This is a genomic window from Bradyrhizobium sp. SZCCHNR2028 (genome assembly GCF_032380995.1).
GTDB lineage: Bacteria > Pseudomonadota > Alphaproteobacteria > Rhizobiales > Xanthobacteraceae > Bradyrhizobium.
This window is the reverse complement of sequence record NZ_JAUHJF010000004.1, coordinates 174,193-189,498: the sequence shown is the minus strand read 5'-3', so window position 1 is coordinate 189,498 and position 15,306 is coordinate 174,193. Positions and strand designations below refer to the sequence as shown.

Here is a 15,306-nt window from a genome sequence, read left to right as displayed (position 1 = left end):
GTGGATATGAACAAGGACAATGCGATGAGATCGACACGCTCCCTCACCGCCGCTCTGTGCGCGGCGGCCATTCTTTTGACCTGCGCGACTGCGTTCGCCGGCAGCGCCAACGTCGCCGTGGCCGCCAACTTCACCGAGCCCGCCAAGGAGATCGCGGCGCTGTTCAAGGCCAAGACCGGGCACGAACTGGTGATGAGCTTCGGCGCGTCCGGACAGTTCTACACCCAGATCAAGGAGAACGCGCCGTTCGCGATCCTGCTCTCCGCCGACGACGAACGGCCGAAGAAGCTGGTCGACGAGGGCCTCGGCGTCGCCGGGAGCCGTTTCACCTACGCCATCGGCAAGCTCGTGCTGTGGAGCAAGGACCCCAACGCGGTGAAAGGCGAGGAAACGCTGAAGGCGAACGCGTTCAACAAGCTGTCGATCGCCAATCCCACCGCGGCGCCCTATGGCGCCGCCGCGGTCGAGACGCTGAAGGCGCTGAAGCTCTATGAGACGATCCAGCCCAAGATCGTCCAGGGCAACACGATCTCGCAGGCGTACCAATTCGTCGACACCGGCAATGCCGAGCTCGGCTTCGTCGCGCTGTCGCAGCTGATGCCGAACGCCGGCGGCTCGCGCTGGCTGGTGCCGCAGAATCTCTACGGCGAGATCCGCCAGGATGCCGTGCTGCTGAAGGCGTCCGCCGGCAACGAGGCCGCCACCGCATTCCTGGCCTTCCTCAAGACCCCGGCAGCCCGTGCGGTCATCGAAAAGTTCGGCTATGCTCTGGATCCGAAGTCGGGCACCTGAGCATTCGGATTCATGAACCTCCACGTCTCCGCCGATATCTGGCAACCGATCCGGCTGACGCTCGAACTGGCAGCGCTCGCGACGATCGTCCTGATGATCGTGGGCACGCCGATCGCATGGTGGCTGGCGCGGTCGCGGGCGTGGTGGAAGGAGGCGGTCGCGGCACTGGTGGCGATCCCACTGGTGCTGCCGCCGACGGTTCTCGGATTCTACCTGCTGGTCGTGCTCGGCCCCAGCGGACCGGGCGGCGCTCTGGCTTCGCTCTGGGGAGCGCGCACGCTGGCCTTCACTTTTCCGGGCCTGGTGATCGGCTCGGTCCTGTTCTCGATGCCGTTCGTCGTCCAGCCGATCCGCAACGCCTTCGAGGCCATGGGCGAAAAGCCGCTGGAAGCGGCCGCCACTCTGCGCGCCTCACCCTGGCGCGTGTTCTGGACCATCGCGGTGCCGCTGGCGAGCCCCGGATTTCTCACCGGCGCCATCCTCGGCTTCGCCCATACCGTCGGTGAGTTCGGCGTCGTGCTGATGATCGGCGGCAACATTCCCGGCAAGACCAAGGTGCTCTCGGTTGCGATCTACGACTATGTCGAGACCTCGCAATGGACCGAGGCCTCCGTGCTGGCGCTCGGCATGGTCGTGTTCTCGTTCTGCGTCATTCTGACGATGATGCTGATCGAGAAGAAGATGACGCGCAGCACGTCATGAGCACGGTCAGGGTCAATTTCCACGGCACGCTCGGTCGCTTCGAGCTGAACGCGCGCTTCGAGGTTCCGGCGCGCGGCGTGACCGCGATCTTCGGTCCGTCCGGTTGCGGCAAGACCGCGGTCATGCGCTGCATTGCCGGCCTCAACCATCTCGCCGGCGGGCTGTGCTCCGTCGCCGGCGAGGTCTGGCAGGACGAAAAGCATTTTCGTCCCGTGCATCAGCGTCCGATCGGCTACGTCTTCCAGGAAGCCAATCTGTTTCCGCACCTCTCGGTCCGCCGCAACCTGATGTACGGCCATCCCGGCTCGAGCAGCGCAGCCGCGATCGGCTTCGACGAGGTCGTCGCGCTGCTCGGCCTTGGACGGCTGCTCGACCGCTCGCCGCGCCACCTGTCCGGCGGCGAGCGGCAGCGCGTCGCGATCGGCCGCGCGCTGCTCAGCCAACCGAAGCTGCTGCTGATGGACGAGCCGCTGTCGGCGCTCGACCAGATGACCAAGGATGAGATCCTGCCGTATCTGGAGCGGCTGCACGCCGCCCTCGACCTGCCGATCCTCTATATCAGCCACGACCTCGCTGAGGTCGAGCGGCTTGCCGATCAGCTGGTGCTGATGCGCAATGGCGCGGTCCTGGCTTCGGGCCCCTTGTCCGTGCTGCAGGCCGACCTGTCGCTGCCGCTCGCGCTGTCGCGCGACGCCGCCGTGAGCCTCGACGCCACCGTCACCGCCCAGGATACGGCCGATGGCATGGCGACACTCGAAGTCCCCGGCGGCCAGTTCCTGCTCCCGGCCGAGCCCCTCACGCCGGGGGCGCGCCGCCGCCTGCGCGTGCTCGCTGACGACGTCAGTCTCGCGCTGGAAACGCCGAGCCGCAGCACCATCGTCAACGTGCTCCGCGCCAGAATACTCGAGATCCGCAGCCAGTCGGACCACCGCGTCACGGCCTTGCTCGGACTCGGCGAGGATGGTCACGGCGCGCGGCTGCTGACGCGTGTCACCCAGCGCTCGTGGAATGAGCTCGGCTTGCGGGCGGGGCTTGCGGTCTATGCCCAGGTCAAGGGTGTCGCGCTCGTCCGCCGCGAAGAGCCTATCGCCTGAATCCAAACACCTGGCCTTCGGCAACATCGCGCGATGTTGCATACGTGACAATAGCCCCCCTCATGTTATATCGTAAACAATACAACTTCGGATGAGACAAAGCGGCAGGCGCTTTGATTTCGTCAATGCAATGAACGAGTTGAGCGGCAGGACATCGTCTGGCCCGGTGCTTGCTACCTGGATCTCGCAACAAGAGGTCATCAGCATGAAAGCCGCCGTCACCTGGCATCCGAACGCGCCCAAGCCGCTTGCGCTGGTGCTGGGCACCAACGAGATCGCCTCCGCCGTCGCGGCCAAGCTCAATCATGCCCGCTTCGCGGTCGTACTATGCCATGACGCCTTCCCGCCGGTGATCCGGCGCGGCATGGCCTTCCATGATGTCCTGTTCGGCGAGACGCGCGACCTCGACGGCGTGATCGGCTCCCGCGCCGAGAGCATCACCGATGTCGTGCGGATTCACCGTGAGCCAGACCAGGCCGCCGTGACCGGGATGCATCTGACCGACATCATCGCCTTCCGCTATCCAGCCGTCATCGTCGACGCCCGCATGCAAAAGCATCTGGTGACGCCGGATCTGCGCGGCGTCGCCGGTATCGCCGTCGGCATCGGACCGCGTTTCGCGATCGGGCACAATTGCGACGTCGCGATCGAGACTCATCCCCGCGAGACCGGCACGATCTTGGCCCATGGCACGACGCGCAATGCGGACGGCAAGGCACGCGATCTCGGCGGCGCCGGCCGCGAGCGTTTCGTCTATTCGGACCAGGAGGCCGTCTGGCACACCCCGCTCGACATCGGCACCCGGGTCTACAAGGGCCTGCAGCTCGGCTCGCTCGGCGGCACGCCGGTGCTCGCACCGCTCGACGGCGCGCTGCGCGGCATCGCCCGCGACGGCGTACGCGTGCCGGCCAACGTCAAGCTGCTCGAGATCGATCCGCGCGGCCGTCAAGCGGCCTGGACCGGCATGGACGAGCGCGGACAGGCCATCGCGGCGAGCGTCGTCGCGGCCCTTCACCAGATCATGCAAACCGGTCGGAAGGCGGGCCGCGTCTCCGCCAACGTATGAGGAGGACTGCCATGGGTGTCGCTGACGTCGGGACTTGTCAGATCGTGGCGCTGCAGGGCGCAGCGTCCAGCGTGATCCAGGAGATGCTCGGCGATTTCGCCAAGCATCTCTCGGAGAATGGCCTGCGTGTCTCCGGCGTGATCGAGAGCAGCGCCGACAAGGCCAGGCCGTGCAAGGCCATGATGCTGCGCAGCCTCGACGATGGCCGCGTGTTCGCGATCTCTCAGGATCTCGGCCCGGAGTCGCAGGCCTGCAATCTCGACCCGGAGGGCCTCGTGCTCGCCTGCGCCGCCGTGCAGCAGTCGATCTCGCGGGGCACCGACATCGTGATCCTCAGCAAGTTCGGCAAGCAGGAAGCGGCAGGAGGTGGCCTTGCCGATGCCTTCGGCTCCGCCATCGCAGCCGGCCTCCCGGTCATCACGGCGGTCTCACCGGCGATGATGGACGCGTGGACGCGCTTTGCCGGCGCGTTCGCCGAGCACGTTGACGCCGATATCGCGCGCCGGCCGGGCTGGATCGAGGCGCGGTACAGCCGCTGGGTGACATCGCGAGCCACCCGTGACATGGTTGGCTCTCAACGCGAGCGGATCGGAATGGGATGAAGCGCGAAGCTCAGATCGCATTGACCATCAACTTCGGCAATGGCGGCAGCCTGTGCCCGGAGGATCTGCTGCTGATCGATATCATCCGGAGGGAGCGCTCGATCCTCGGCGCCGCGCGCGCGAGCGGCATCTCCTACCGCAAATGCTGGCTGATGGTCGATGCGCTCAACCGCACCTTCGAGACGCCGGTGTTCGAGACCCATCCGGGGCGCCGGGGCGGCGGCGCGGAGATCACGCCATTCGGCGAGCGGCTGATCGCGCTGTACCGCTCGATGGAGCGGCGCACGCGCACAGCCACGGCCGCCGCGCTCGGCGAGCTGCAGAAGGCTACGGATCCCCGCTATCAGAAGCGGGCCAGCGGCGCGGCCGAGGCAGCTCCGAAGGCCGAACCGCGCCGGGTCCGATCGCGACGCTCTTGATCATCGCCCAGGCGGACAGATCCGGCTCCAGCGCCAACCGCTCGACCGACTCCAGCGTCACCAGCGCATGCAGCCTGGTCGCGCCGAGATCGAAGGTGACCCGCACGTAAGGCGGCTCGAGCGGCAGGATCTGCTCGATCCGGCCCGGCAGCCGGTTGGTGATCGACACGTCCATCGGCCGCGACAGCGCGATCGAGACGTCGCGGGCCTCGATGGTCACCGAGACGCCGGCGTCGATCGCCGCGTCCACCATCGGCACGCGCAACTCGCCATCGGCAAAGAACAGCGTCGACATGCCATATTGCGGATCATGGCGCAGCACGCGCGCGGGAACCGTCGTGCTGAGAACGACGGACGAGGCTGAAGACGATGCAGACTGGCCGGTCATCGCGCAGCAGCCTCCACGGCCTCAAGGCCGGTCGTGATCATACAGCACGCGGACGCGGATCGTGCCTTCTACCGCGCGCAGCTCCGACAGCAGCGCCTCGCCCTCGCCGCCGACCACGTCGGTTTCGAGCACGACATAGCCGACCTCGGGATCGGTCTGAAGATATTGCGCGAGGATGTTGATATTGTGCCGCGCCACCGCCTCGTTGACCTGGCGCAGCACGCCCGGCACGTTGCGGTGGACATGGATGAAGCGCGTGCCGGTCGGGCGTGCCGGCAATTGTACCTGCGGGAAGTTGACGGCGCCGAAGGTCGAACCGACGTCGGAATAGTCGATCAGCTTGCGCGCGACCTCGCCACCAATTCGGTCCTGCGCCTCCTCGGTGGAGCCGCCGACATGCGGGGTCAGGATCACGTTGGGCAGGCCCTGCAGCGGCGAGACGAACGGATCGGCGTTCGATGCCGGCTCCGCCGGGAACACGTCGACCGCGGCGCCGGCGAGCTTGCCCTCGCGCAGCGCGCTGGCCAGCGCTTCGATGTCGACCACGGTGCCGCGCGAATTGTTGATCAGATAGGCCCCGTCCTTCATGTGACGGATCTGGCGCTCGCCGATCATGTTGGCGGTCGCCGGCGTCTCCGGCACGTGCAGCGACACGACGTCGCTCATCGCCAGCAGCTCATCAAGGCTCTCGACCGGCTCGGTGTTGCCGTGGCGGAGCTTGTCGGTGAGATCGAAGAAGATCACCCGCATGCCCATGGCCTCGGCGAGGTTCGACAGCTGCGAGCCGATGTTGCCATAGCCGATGATGCCGAGCGTCTTGCCGCGCACCTCTCGGCTGCCATTGGCCGACTTGTCCCAGCCGCCGGCATGCGCCGACACCGAGCGCGGGAAGATTCGGCGCATCAGCATCACGACTTCGGCGATCGTCAGCTCGGCGACGCTGCGGGTGTTCGAATAGGGCGCATTGAACACGGGGATGCCGAGCCGCTTCGCGGCATCGAGATCGACCTGGTTGGTGCCGACGGAGAAGCAGCCGACCACCATCAGCCGGTCGGCGGCCTGCAGCACGTCGGCGGTGAGATGCGTGCGCGAGCGAATGCCCAGCATGTGCACGCCCGACAGCATACGCTTCAACTCCGCCGAACCGAGCGCCTTCGGCAGCCGTTCGATTTCCGTATAGCCGTTGGCCTCGAACATGCGGACGGCCGAGTCGTTCACGCCCTCAAGGAGCAGAACGCGGATCTTTTGCTTGGGCAGCGATAGCGGCATGGGCCTGGCCTGATTCAGTCGTGGGTGTGGCGTAGTGTAGCGGTTGTTACAGTCGCGATGCGTTGAAACTTGGTGAATGCGACGCGGCAGGAACGCTTTCTGTCGCTTTCCCAGGGTCTTGTCCACTCCGCACCGGCATTTTGGCCTGCGATGCAAAATCAGCGCCTGGCATACCGGACGCACCGCACGGTCCGCACTGCAACAACCGGAGATCGCTGTTTTGGCTGCTGACAAACCATGCGAGCAGAGCTAGCCTTTCTTCCAATCACAAAATCATCGGGAGGTCAGCATGTCAGACGGGGTTGTCGAGACACGCGCGTCGGAGGCGTCGGGCCGTGAAACGCAGACGGTCGATGTCGCCGTCGTGGGTGCCGGATTTGCGGGGCTGTACCTGCTGCACCGCCTGCGCGAGGCTGGCTTCTCGACCGTGGCGCTGGACACCGCAAACGACGTCGGCGGCACCTGGTACTGGAACCGGTATCCCGGCGCGCGCTGCGACATCCAGACCGTCGACTACAGCTACACCTTCGATCCCGAGCTCGAGAAGGCCTGGCAATGGTCGGAGAAATACGCCACCCAGCCGGAGATCCTGCGCTATCTTGGCTTCGTCGCCGACCGCTACGATCTGCGCCGCGACATCCGCTTCGGCACCCGTGTCCTCGGCGCCTCCTGGGACGATGCCAAGGAGCGCTGGCTGCTGACGACCGACAAGGGCCCCGCCGTCTCCTGCCGCCACTACATCATGGCGACCGGCTGCCTGTCGCAGCCGAAGCCGCCGGAAATCGACGGTGTGCACGACTTCAAGGGCGAGATCTACTTCACCAGCCGCTGGCCGCACGACGGCGTCGACCTCCGCGGCAAGCGCGTGGCCGTGATCGGCACCGGCTCCTCCGGCATCCAGTCGATCCCGCTCATCGCCGAGCAGGCAGCGCAGCTCACGGTGTTCCAGCGCACGCCGAACTTCGCACTGCCTGCGCATAATGGTCCGCTCCCGGCCGATCGCGCCGCGCAGCTTGCAGAGGATCGCAACGGGCTGCGCCAGCAGGCGCGCTGGTCGATGACCGGCGTGCCGATTCCGCCGGCCACCGAGTTCAGCTGGCAGATGAGCGAGGCCGAGCGCCGCGAGCGCTTCGAGAAGCTGTGGGCCTCTGGCGACCTCGTCGGCATGCTGACGCAGCTCTGGGCCGACCAGGGCGTCGACCCCGACGGCAACGCGCTGCTCGCCGATCTCATCCGCGAGAAGATCCACGAGATCGTCAAGGATCCCGAGACCGCTGCTGCGCTCACGCCCCATGACCATCCGTTCGGCGCCAAACGCCCCTGCCTCGACACCAACTACTATCAGACGTTCAATCGCCCCAATGTCACGCTGGTCAATCTGCGCCAGGAGCCGATCACATCCATCACCGCTGATGGCATCAAGACCGACAGGCGCAGCTTCGACATCGACGTCATCGTGTTCGCGACCGGCTTCGACGCCATGACCGGTGCGATCCGCGCCGTGCATCCGATCACCGGGCGCGGCGGCAAATCACTGGAGGATGTCTGGGCCAACGGACCGCAAACCTATCTCGGACTCACGGTCGCGGACTTTCCCAATCTGTTTCTGATCACGGGTCCCGGCAGCCCGTCAGTGCTGTCGAACATGGCGGTCTCGATCGAGCAGCATGTCGACTGGGTGGTCGACCGTCTCATCACCCTTCGCGAGGACGGCTTCACCACCATTGAGCCCACGGAGACCGCGCAGGCCGGCTGGGCCCGCCACATGGCAGACTGCGCGACCGTGACGCTGCACCGGCTCGCCAACACCTGGTACACCGGCGCCAACGTGCCGGGCAAGCCGCAGACGCTGATGCCTTACACCGGCGGCGTCGGCCCCTATCGCGGCATCTGCAACGAGATCGTCAGCCGCGGCATGCTCGGCTTCAAGCTGTCAGGTCCGAACGGCGCGTCCCAATGCAATGACGGCGAGATCGTGCGGCTGCAGCCGGATGTCCGGCTGGTGCTGAACATGCTGGCCGAGATGAACCTGCCGCCGATCGAATCAATGGGCGCGGCCGGCGCCCGTGAATTCGTCGCGCAATTCAACGCGACGAGGCCGCCTGGACGTCCCGTTGGCGAAGTCAAGGATGGCACATTGCAGGGCGCTGATGGTCCCCTGGCCTACCGGCTCTATCGTCCGGCGACGCCCGGCCCGCATCCGATCGTGGTGTACTTCCATGGCGGCGGCTGGGTCCTCGGCGACGAGCAGTCGGACGATCCGTTCTGCCGCGACATGTGCCGCCGCTCCAACATGATTTTCGTCAGCGTGAACTATCGCCATGCGCCCGAGCACCGCTTCCCGGCGGCGGCTGAGGACGGCTATGCGGCGACGCGCTGGGTGGCCGAGCACGCCGCCGAGCTCGGCGGACGCGAGGGACCGGTGCTGGTGGCAGGCTGGAGCGCCGGCGGCAACATCGCGGCGGTCACCTGCCAGCTCGCGCGAGATCGCGGCGGGCCTGATATCGGCGGCCAGCTGCTGCTGTGCCCGGCCACCGACTGCAGCTTCGATCGTCCGTCCTACACGGACAATGCGACCGGCTACTTCCTGACGCGGTCGCTGATATACTGGTTCTGGGACATCTACTGCTCGCCGGCGGATCGCACCGATCCGCGCGCATCGCCGTTGCGGGGCAAGCTGCAGAGCCTGCCGCCGGCCTACATCGTCACCTGCGAGTTCGATCCGCTGCGCGACGAGGGGGTTGCCTATGCGGAAGCCCTCGCCGCCGCGGGCGTGCCGGTCGGACAGCTCAAGGCGCACGGCCACTTCCATTCGTCGTTCATGATGGTCGACGTCGTCATCACCGGCGTCGGCGGCCGCATGCGGATGGCGGAGGCGCTGCAGGCGTTCACCCAGTCTGCGGAAGAAGGCGAATCGCTGGAGATCAACGCCGCCGCGAGCTGACCAGCGGAGGCTGCGGCCGAGCAGTATCGCAACGGCCCGCAGCCTTGCGGGCCGTTGCTGCGACGCGCAGCTTGCGTCGGATCGCCCACGCTGTCACCGAGACGACGAGCCACGCCGTTGTTGCGGCGGCGAAGGCGGTCGCGACGCTTAGCTGAACCAGCGTGGAGAATACGGCCGCGAACGCCAGCATGCCGAGGCTGCCGAGCACCGCGCCTACGGTGTCGAGCGCAGCCGCTTCGCGTCCGCGCCGCTCGCCGAAGAATCCCTGTTGGCGCTTGCGCCTGATCTCGTGCGCCTCGATCAGGGTGACGCTGGCGCAGAAGATGGCGGGCAATGCCAGGAAGAGGCCGCCGATCGCAGGACCGAAGGCCTTGGCAATGAGCCCCGTGGCGGCTGTCGCGGCGCCGCCCAGCGCGAAGCGGATGACATATTCGTGCCACTTGCCGTCCTTCAGCGCCGAGGGCGAGATGCGGATCAGCATCACGCGCCTCCGGAGAAGACCGCCTGGAGTCCGAGCGCCGCCACCAGCCAGACGACCGTCGCGAGCAGGCTCGCAGTCGACGCGCGCAGATGCAGCCGCATCAGCAGTTGGCACACGATCATGCTGTAGAGACAGAGCGCGACGGCGCCGAACATCATCGAACGGCTCTGGACCGCCGCGTAGGCGGCGTCATGTGTGACGATCGCAATGCCAAGCGTCGCCAGCGCAACCGAGGGCGCGGCTCCGAACAATCCGGCAAAGCTCTTCGGACGCAGCCCGTCGCCAATCATCGCGAATGCCGAAACGATGACGCCGCCGATCAGGAAGCGGATGACGTATTCGGTCATGTCCGGCTTGCTCCCGGTGGTTGGTAGCCGGTCCACGGGCGCAAGCTGCGCTCGAGGGCAGCGCCGAGCATGAATCCGACAACGACGTCGCTGGCCCAATGCGCAAGCAGCATCACGCGCGTGATGCTGAGCCCGACGGCAGCACTCCTCACCGCAATCCTTGCGCGTGCCGGCAGCGGACCGGCGGCGGAGTAGAGCGCACCCATGTGCAGCGCATGTCCCGAGGGAAAGGCGTCCTGTGCATGGCCGGACGGCGCCACGCCGTGGAGATGGCCGCGCAAGGTGGTGCGATCCGGCCGGGTCTGATCGAAGATGGCCTTCAAGGCATGCGGCAGAGCCGAAGCCGCAACCGTGACCACCAATGCATGAGTGGTCGTCGCACGAACGCGGCTGCTTTGGCTGCGCGTCACCAGCCAAGCCACCGATGTCAGGGCCAACCACACCTTCTCGTCCGCACCCCACGCGAGGCCGCGTGCGAGCTTTTGCAGCCACGGCTCCGTGGTTCGTGCAGCTACGTCCGCAATGATGCGGTCCGCCTTGGTCGGCTCGACGTGGATGGCCGTGGCGGAACTTTGCTTGCGAAAGGGCACCGAAATTGCCGGTGTGATCTTCTTCCCGATGGCGCGGATCATGGCACTTGCGAAGGACGAACAATATGTTCACCTACAACGCCGAGCCCTCACAACGGGTTTCGGGAACAGTCACGAAACTGTCACGAGTTACCAGCTCAGCTCTGACCGCGAATAGCCTCGTCATACGCCTCGACCGAGGCTCGAGCTGTCTCCCGCACATCGCTCGCGCTCATGCCCGGCTTGTACAGGCTCGAGCCGAGACCGAAGGCGCGCACGCCGACGGCGACGTAGGAGGCGAGCGTCTTGTCCGACACACCGCCGACGGCGCCGACCACGACGCCTTTCGGCAGGACTGCAAGTTGCGCTGCAATCCCCGACGGACCGAGCACTGACGCCGGAAAGTATTTCAGGGCCGAGGCGCCGCAATGCAAAGCCAGAAAGGCCTCGGTCGGCGTGAAGACCCCGGGCATGGTCACCATGTCATAGGCCTGCGCCGTCGCCAGCACTTCGACGTCGACGTTCGGGCTGACCATCAGGCGCCCGCCGGCCTCCGCAACGCGCACGCAATCCGCGGCATTGACGACCGTTCCTGCGCCGATCAGGCAGTCCTTGCCGAACCGAGATGCCAGACGCTCGATCGAGACGAACGGTTCCGGCGAGTTGAGAGGAACCTCGATCAGCTCGAAACCGGCTTCGATCAGGACATCGACGATGGCCTCGGACTCGTCGGGTTTGATACCGCGCAGGATCGCAACGAGCGACCGCTTCACATGCGGCCAGGCGACGGACTGTGTCATTTCAGAAACGCGCTCCCCAGATCTGCCGCGCGGCCTTGAGCAGGCCGCGGCGTGACGCCTGTTCGGCATCGCATTCATTCACATCGAAACCAGCAGCGGCCAGCGCCTCGCGATAGAGGCGGCCGAGCCGGCCCGCTCCGATCAACCGGAGTGGAAGCTCGGCGCCGAACCGCGCGCGCGCATCGGCGATTTCGCTGCCGATCAGAATCCCGGAGAGCCTTGCAGCTCCATCGGACCGCCGCTCGAAGCCGAGGAGCTGCGCCGCGCGCAGCCGGAACAGCGCGTTCGTCAGTGCCGTCGGCGCGGCCAGCGCCGCCGCGAGGCTCTCGCGGAACGCCGTGTCGTGCTCGACGGTCGAGGCTTCCGGTTCGACGGCATGCATGAGGATGCTATGCTGAGAGACCACCGCGAACAGCTCACCGGTCATGTAGGTGGCGAAGTCGATCACCACGCCGGCATCGATCTGGATCCATTTGCTGTGGGTGCCCGGAATGCAGACGATCCCGGTGAATTCCGGCTCGGTGACGCCGAGCAGCTGGGTTTCCTCGCCGCGCATCACGTCCGGCCGGTCCGCGCGAACCTGCGCCAGTCCCGGCAGAATTCTGACGTCGCGGTCGGCGTCGACACTGATCGCTCCGGCATACAGCGCATCCAGACGGGTGGGCGTGTGCAGATACGGCGCCTCGACCCAGCCTTGCCGCGCGCCGGCCATGCCGCAGATCAGCACCGGAACATCGGCCGGTGCGGCAAGCATCGCCAGATGATCACGCAGCACCGGCGCGAAGCCTGATGTCGCGCAATGCAGCATGCCCTCGCCACCACGGCTCTCGGCAAGCTCCGTCCCGTCTCCGGCCACAAGCCAGGCACGGAAACTGGAGGTTCCCCAGTCGACGGCGACAAAGGCCGGCGTTGCTGACGAATAGACGGCGGTCACATCCTGCTCCCGAACACTTCCACATCTGGCAATGGCACGCCGGGCGGGCCACGCAAACAACAAATTGCATCATGCACGATTATGCACGTTGTTATTCTTGTTCATGCATGGTAACAAGCGGCATGTCAGACCTTCCACTGGCGCGCCGCGACCAGATCGCCGGCCGCCTCTCTGCGGGGCAAGCGGTCATCGCGACCGCCCTCGCCGACGAATTCGGCGTCTCCGAGGATGCGATCCGGCGCGATCTTCGCGCGCTTGCCGCCGAAGGACGCTGCCGCCGCGTGTACGGCGGCGCATTGCCCATCGCCGGCGGCATGGCACCGATGGCGGCGCGTATCGGGCAAGATCGCGAACGCAAGCTGGCGCTCGCCCGGTCGGCCGCCCGCAGCATCGCGCGTGGGGAGTTTCTCTTCCTCGATAGTGGCAGCACCAATCTCGCCCTCGCTGAAGTCCTGCCCGATGATTTCGATCTCACCGTCGCGACCAACGCCATCGACGTTGCCGCAACCGTGCTGCATCGGCAGGACCTGCAGTTGATCGTGATCGGCGGCTCCGTTCACCCCGCAGTCGGCGGCTGTGTCGACGCCGACGCCATCATGCAGGTGCAGCGCTTGAACATCGACCGCTGCTTCATCGGCGCCTGCGCTGTATCGGCGCAAGGCGGCATCAGCGCGGTTGATCCGACTGACGCAACGTTCAAGCGAACGCTGCTGTCGCTGAGCCGCGTCAGCGTCGCAATGGTCACCAACGAGAAGCTCGAGACCCGAGCCCCCCACCGTATCGCCGGCGCCAAGACGATCAGCCAGCTCACCGTCGAGCATGATGCGCCGGCGGCCCGACTCGCCCTGCTCAGACGGGCGGGAGCTACCATCATGACCGCCACCCCGCCCGGATGACGGCGCCTTCGGAGTTTCAGGAATCTTCCAGATGAGTTCGGATCACCGCGCGGCGCGGCTCGCGACACGCCTGGCTTTTTTCGTCGCCGGCTTCGGCATCGCCTGCTGGGCTCCGCTGGTGCCGTTCGCCAAGCAGCGGCTGGGGGTCGACGATGCGACGCTCGGGCTGCTGCTGCTCTCGCTCGGCGTGGGCTCGGTCGCATCGATGTTGGCGGCAGGTCTCCTGAGCGCCCGCTACGGCAGCAAGCCCGTCGTCATCGTCAGCGGCATCGCCTTGAGCATGCTGCTGCCCCCGCTGACGATCGCCTCGACGCCAGCCACGCTCGGGCTTGCGCTGTTCGCCTTTGGCGCGGCGCTCGGCTCGCTCGACGTCGCCGTGAACATCCAGGCGATCGACGTCGAGCGGCTGAGCGAGCGTCCGCTGATGTCCGGCTTCCACGCGCAGTTCAGCATCGGCGGCTTCGCAGGCTCCGGCGTCATGACTGCGCTGCTCGCGTTCGATGTCGCGCCGCTGCTCGGCACGCTCGCCTGCTGTGCGCTCGCCCTGGCCACGATGACCGTGGCTGCCCCACGACTGATAGCGAGCAAACCGGCGCAATCGGGCCCTCTGCTCGTGCTTCCTCACGGCGCAGTGCTGCTGCTGGCGGCGCTCGCCGCGATCATGTTCCTGGTCGAGGGTGCGATGCTCGACTGGAGCGCGCTGTTGCTCGCCGGGTCGGGCCGCCTGCCGGCCGCGCAAGCCGGGCTGGGCTACATCATGTTCTCGATCGCAATGACCGCCGGGCGTCTCGTCGGCGATGCCGTGGTTGCACGGATCGGCGATCGCGCGACGTTACTGGGGGGCAGCGTCATCGCGATCACCGGCTTCGTCGTGCTGCTCGCGGTTCCCTGGATTGTTGCTGCCATGGCCGGCTTCGCGCTGATCGGCTTGGGTGCATCGAACCTGGTCCCGGTGCTGTTCCGCCGGGCCGGCGCGCAGACAGCGATGCCGGTCGGGCTGGCCGTCGCCGCCGTCACCACCGCCGGCTACTCCGGCGTACTGCTTGGGCCCGCCGGCATCGGCTTCGTCGCCGCGGCCACCAGCCTGCCGGCCGCGTTCTGGATGTTGGCCGCACTGCTCGTCATTGTGCTGCTGAGCGCACCACGCGTCGTAGCTGCGCCAAATTAGGAACGAGCCCGGTGCTTGGCTTTGATACGCATCTCATGCCCCAGCCAAGAGCAGAATCGGACGCGCACCCAATATCGTTACTCTCATTCTCATCATCGTCGGCGCGGCCTAGACGGCAATCCTGGAATCCGCGTTCGCGGCCATCGTAGCCTGCCCGCCTGCCCCGCTTCGTGCGCCGCCCCGCAACGCAGGTTGCAGACATCGCCTCCCTTGCGAAGCTCGTCCGGACGGCTCAGGATCGCCGGACAGACAGCGGAGCAGTCTAGTGGAGATCGCTGGCGAGGCCCCTGCGGACGAAGACGGATTTGCCGACACACAGGCGCGCGACGCGCATTTCCTGCGCCACAGCTTCTCTGTCGCCCTCCGCTCGATGTCACACGGCAATCACCCGTTCGCCGCCATTCTCGTCGATGCTGACGGCAGGGTCCTGATCGAAAGTGAAAACGGCTACCTGCCAGCGCGCGATGCCACAGCGCATGCAGAGCGACTGGTCGCGACGCAGGCCTGCACGTCGATTGCCCCCGAGATCAGAGCTGTGGCTACGCTGTATTCGTCGGCAGAGCCGTGCGCGATGTGCGCGGGCGCCATCTACTGGGCCGGCATCGGACGCGTGGTCTACGGCCTCAGCGAGCGGCGGCTACGCGACCTTACCGGCAACCATCCGGAGAACCCGACGCTCGACCTGCCCTGTCGCGAGGTGTTCGCGAGCGGCCAGCGCGCAACCGAGATTGTCGGCCCCTTGTTGGAGGAGGAAGCCGCGGCGCTGCATGAAGGAGCCTGGGACAAATGAAGCAGGCGCCGCGACCGAGCCGCGGCGCCCTCTTCGAGTGCTTCG

General features: G+C 66.6%; 17 protein-coding genes. 10 read left to right on the top strand and 7 right to left on the bottom strand.

Going from position 1 to position 15,306, the window contains the following annotated elements:
- Positions 1-24: 24 nt before the first annotated feature.
- The 6 genes from modA to QX121_RS09085 all read left to right on the top strand — a co-directional run bounded on the left by modA (position 25) and on the right by QX121_RS09085 (position 4,675).
- Entirely contained in the window at positions 25-792 is a 768-nt protein-coding gene (gene modA / locus QX121_RS09110) for a molybdate ABC transporter substrate-binding protein (RefSeq protein ID WP_315772031.1), read from the top strand.
- Positions 793-804: 12 nt separating this feature from the next.
- Positions 805-1,494, top strand: a complete 690-nt coding sequence (gene modB / locus QX121_RS09105; protein WP_315772029.1) for a molybdate ABC transporter permease subunit — start codon at positions 805-807, stop codon at positions 1,492-1,494.
- On the top strand, positions 1,491-2,588 hold the full coding sequence (modC, locus tag QX121_RS09100; RefSeq protein WP_315738520.1) for a molybdenum ABC transporter ATP-binding protein: 1,098 nt from the start codon (positions 1,491-1,493) through the stop codon (positions 2,586-2,588). The genes modB and modC overlap by 4 nt, the downstream gene beginning before the upstream one ends.
- A gap of 205 nt (positions 2,589-2,793) precedes the next feature.
- Positions 2,794-3,654: a xanthine dehydrogenase gene (locus QX121_RS09095; protein ID WP_315811722.1), complete on the top strand. Its 861-nt coding sequence runs from the start codon at positions 2,794-2,796 to the stop codon at positions 3,652-3,654.
- Positions 3,655-3,665: 11 nt separating this feature from the next.
- Entirely contained in the window at positions 3,666-4,256 is a 591-nt protein-coding gene (locus QX121_RS09090; RefSeq protein ID WP_315738522.1) for a DUF2478 domain-containing protein, read from the top strand.
- A complete protein-coding gene (locus QX121_RS09085) occupies positions 4,253-4,675 on the top strand; it encodes a LysR family transcriptional regulator (RefSeq protein ID WP_315738523.1) in 423 nt (140 codons plus the stop codon). Before QX121_RS09090 ends, QX121_RS09085 begins: the two co-directional genes overlap by 4 nt.
- On the opposite strand, the gene QX121_RS09080 is transcribed toward QX121_RS09085, so the two are convergent.
- Positions 4,584-5,063 carry a TOBE domain-containing protein gene (locus QX121_RS09080; protein WP_315738524.1) on the bottom strand — a complete coding sequence of 160 codons (480 nt, stop codon included), beginning with the start codon at positions 5,061-5,063 and terminating at the stop codon, positions 4,584-4,586. The two genes, QX121_RS09085 and QX121_RS09080, sit on opposite strands and share 92 nt — an antisense overlap.
- Positions 5,064-5,084: 21 nt before the next feature.
- Positions 5,085-6,332, bottom strand: a complete 1,248-nt coding sequence (serA, locus tag QX121_RS09075; protein ID WP_315738525.1) for a phosphoglycerate dehydrogenase — start codon at positions 6,330-6,332, stop codon at positions 5,085-5,087.
- 289 nt (positions 6,333-6,621) lie between these two features.
- Here serA and QX121_RS09070 point away from each other — a divergent pair, with 289 nt between their 5' ends.
- Entirely contained in the window at positions 6,622-9,276 is a 2,655-nt protein-coding gene (locus QX121_RS09070) for a flavin-containing monooxygenase (RefSeq protein WP_315811721.1), read from the top strand.
- Here QX121_RS09070 and QX121_RS09065 read toward each other — a convergent pair.
- The 5 genes from QX121_RS09065 to QX121_RS09045 form a co-directional block, all read right to left on the bottom strand.
- Positions 9,257-9,757, bottom strand: coding sequence for a DUF3147 family protein (locus tag QX121_RS09065; protein ID WP_315811720.1), 501 nt, complete (start codon positions 9,755-9,757; stop codon positions 9,257-9,259). The genes QX121_RS09070 and QX121_RS09065 overlap by 20 nt on opposite strands.
- On the bottom strand, positions 9,757-10,104 hold the full coding sequence (locus QX121_RS09060) for a DUF3147 family protein (protein WP_315811719.1): 348 nt from the start codon (positions 10,102-10,104) through the stop codon (positions 9,757-9,759). Before QX121_RS09060 ends, QX121_RS09065 begins: the two co-directional genes overlap by 1 nt.
- The gene (locus QX121_RS09055; protein WP_315811718.1) at positions 10,101-10,736 is read right to left on the bottom strand and encodes a phosphatase PAP2 family protein; all 636 of its coding nucleotides are present in this window, start codon (positions 10,734-10,736) and stop codon (positions 10,101-10,103) included. Before QX121_RS09055 ends, QX121_RS09060 begins: the two co-directional genes overlap by 4 nt.
- Before the next feature lie 95 nt (positions 10,737-10,831).
- Complete coding sequence (locus QX121_RS09050) at positions 10,832-11,473, bottom strand: 2-dehydro-3-deoxy-6-phosphogalactonate aldolase (RefSeq protein WP_315811717.1); 642 nt, start codon at positions 11,471-11,473, stop codon at positions 10,832-10,834.
- Between the two features lies 1 nt (position 11,474).
- The gene (locus tag QX121_RS09045) at positions 11,475-12,407 is read right to left on the bottom strand and encodes a 2-dehydro-3-deoxygalactonokinase (RefSeq protein WP_315811843.1); all 933 of its coding nucleotides are present in this window, start codon (positions 12,405-12,407) and stop codon (positions 11,475-11,477) included.
- A gap of 71 nt (positions 12,408-12,478) precedes the next feature.
- Here QX121_RS09045 and QX121_RS09040 point away from each other — a divergent pair, with 71 nt between their 5' ends.
- The 3 genes from QX121_RS09040 to QX121_RS09030 all read left to right on the top strand — a co-directional run bounded on the left by QX121_RS09040 (position 12,479) and on the right by QX121_RS09030 (position 15,261).
- Positions 12,479-13,303 (top strand): DeoR/GlpR family DNA-binding transcription regulator, encoded by an 825-nt coding sequence (locus QX121_RS09040; protein ID WP_315755380.1) that lies wholly within the window; start codon positions 12,479-12,481, stop codon positions 13,301-13,303.
- Between the two features lie 31 nt (positions 13,304-13,334).
- Complete coding sequence (locus QX121_RS09035) at positions 13,335-14,471, top strand: MFS transporter (protein WP_315776008.1); 1,137 nt, start codon at positions 13,335-13,337, stop codon at positions 14,469-14,471.
- A gap of 271 nt (positions 14,472-14,742) precedes the next feature.
- Complete coding sequence (locus QX121_RS09030; RefSeq protein WP_409999330.1) at positions 14,743-15,261, top strand: nucleoside deaminase; 519 nt, start codon at positions 14,743-14,745, stop codon at positions 15,259-15,261.
- Positions 15,262-15,306 lie beyond the last annotated feature (45 nt).

Bases quoted from the DNA above. Each gene is read 5' to 3' on its own strand.
- modA (WP_315772031.1), top strand. From the start codon at position 25: ATGAGATCGACACGCTCCCTCACCGCCGCTCTGTGCGCGGCGGCCATT.
- modB (WP_315772029.1), top strand. From the start codon at position 805: ATGAACCTCCACGTCTCCGCCGATATCTGGCAACCGATCCGGCTGACG.
- modC (WP_315738520.1), top strand. From the start codon at position 1,491: ATGAGCACGGTCAGGGTCAATTTCCACGGCACGCTCGGTCGCTTCGAG.
- QX121_RS09095 (WP_315811722.1), top strand. From the start codon at position 2,794: ATGAAAGCCGCCGTCACCTGGCATCCGAACGCGCCCAAGCCGCTTGCG.
- QX121_RS09090 (WP_315738522.1), top strand. From the start codon at position 3,666: ATGGGTGTCGCTGACGTCGGGACTTGTCAGATCGTGGCGCTGCAGGGC.
- QX121_RS09085 (WP_315738523.1), top strand. From the start codon at position 4,253: ATGAAGCGCGAAGCTCAGATCGCATTGACCATCAACTTCGGCAATGGC.
- QX121_RS09080 (WP_315738524.1), bottom strand. From the start codon at position 5,063: ATGACCGGCCAGTCTGCATCGTCTTCAGCCTCGTCCGTCGTTCTCAGC.
- serA (WP_315738525.1), bottom strand. From the start codon at position 6,332: ATGCCGCTATCGCTGCCCAAGCAAAAGATCCGCGTTCTGCTCCTTGAG.
- QX121_RS09070 (WP_315811721.1), top strand. From the start codon at position 6,622: ATGTCAGACGGGGTTGTCGAGACACGCGCGTCGGAGGCGTCGGGCCGT.
- QX121_RS09065 (WP_315811720.1), bottom strand. From the start codon at position 9,757: ATGCTGATCCGCATCTCGCCCTCGGCGCTGAAGGACGGCAAGTGGCAC.
- QX121_RS09060 (WP_315811719.1), bottom strand. From the start codon at position 10,104: ATGACCGAATACGTCATCCGCTTCCTGATCGGCGGCGTCATCGTTTCG.
- QX121_RS09055 (WP_315811718.1), bottom strand. From the start codon at position 10,736: ATGATCCGCGCCATCGGGAAGAAGATCACACCGGCAATTTCGGTGCCC.
- QX121_RS09050 (WP_315811717.1), bottom strand. From the start codon at position 11,473: ATGACACAGTCCGTCGCCTGGCCGCATGTGAAGCGGTCGCTCGTTGCG.
- QX121_RS09040 (WP_315755380.1), top strand. From the start codon at position 12,479: ATGCACGATTATGCACGTTGTTATTCTTGTTCATGCATGGTAACAAGC.
- QX121_RS09035 (WP_315776008.1), top strand. From the start codon at position 13,335: ATGAGTTCGGATCACCGCGCGGCGCGGCTCGCGACACGCCTGGCTTTT.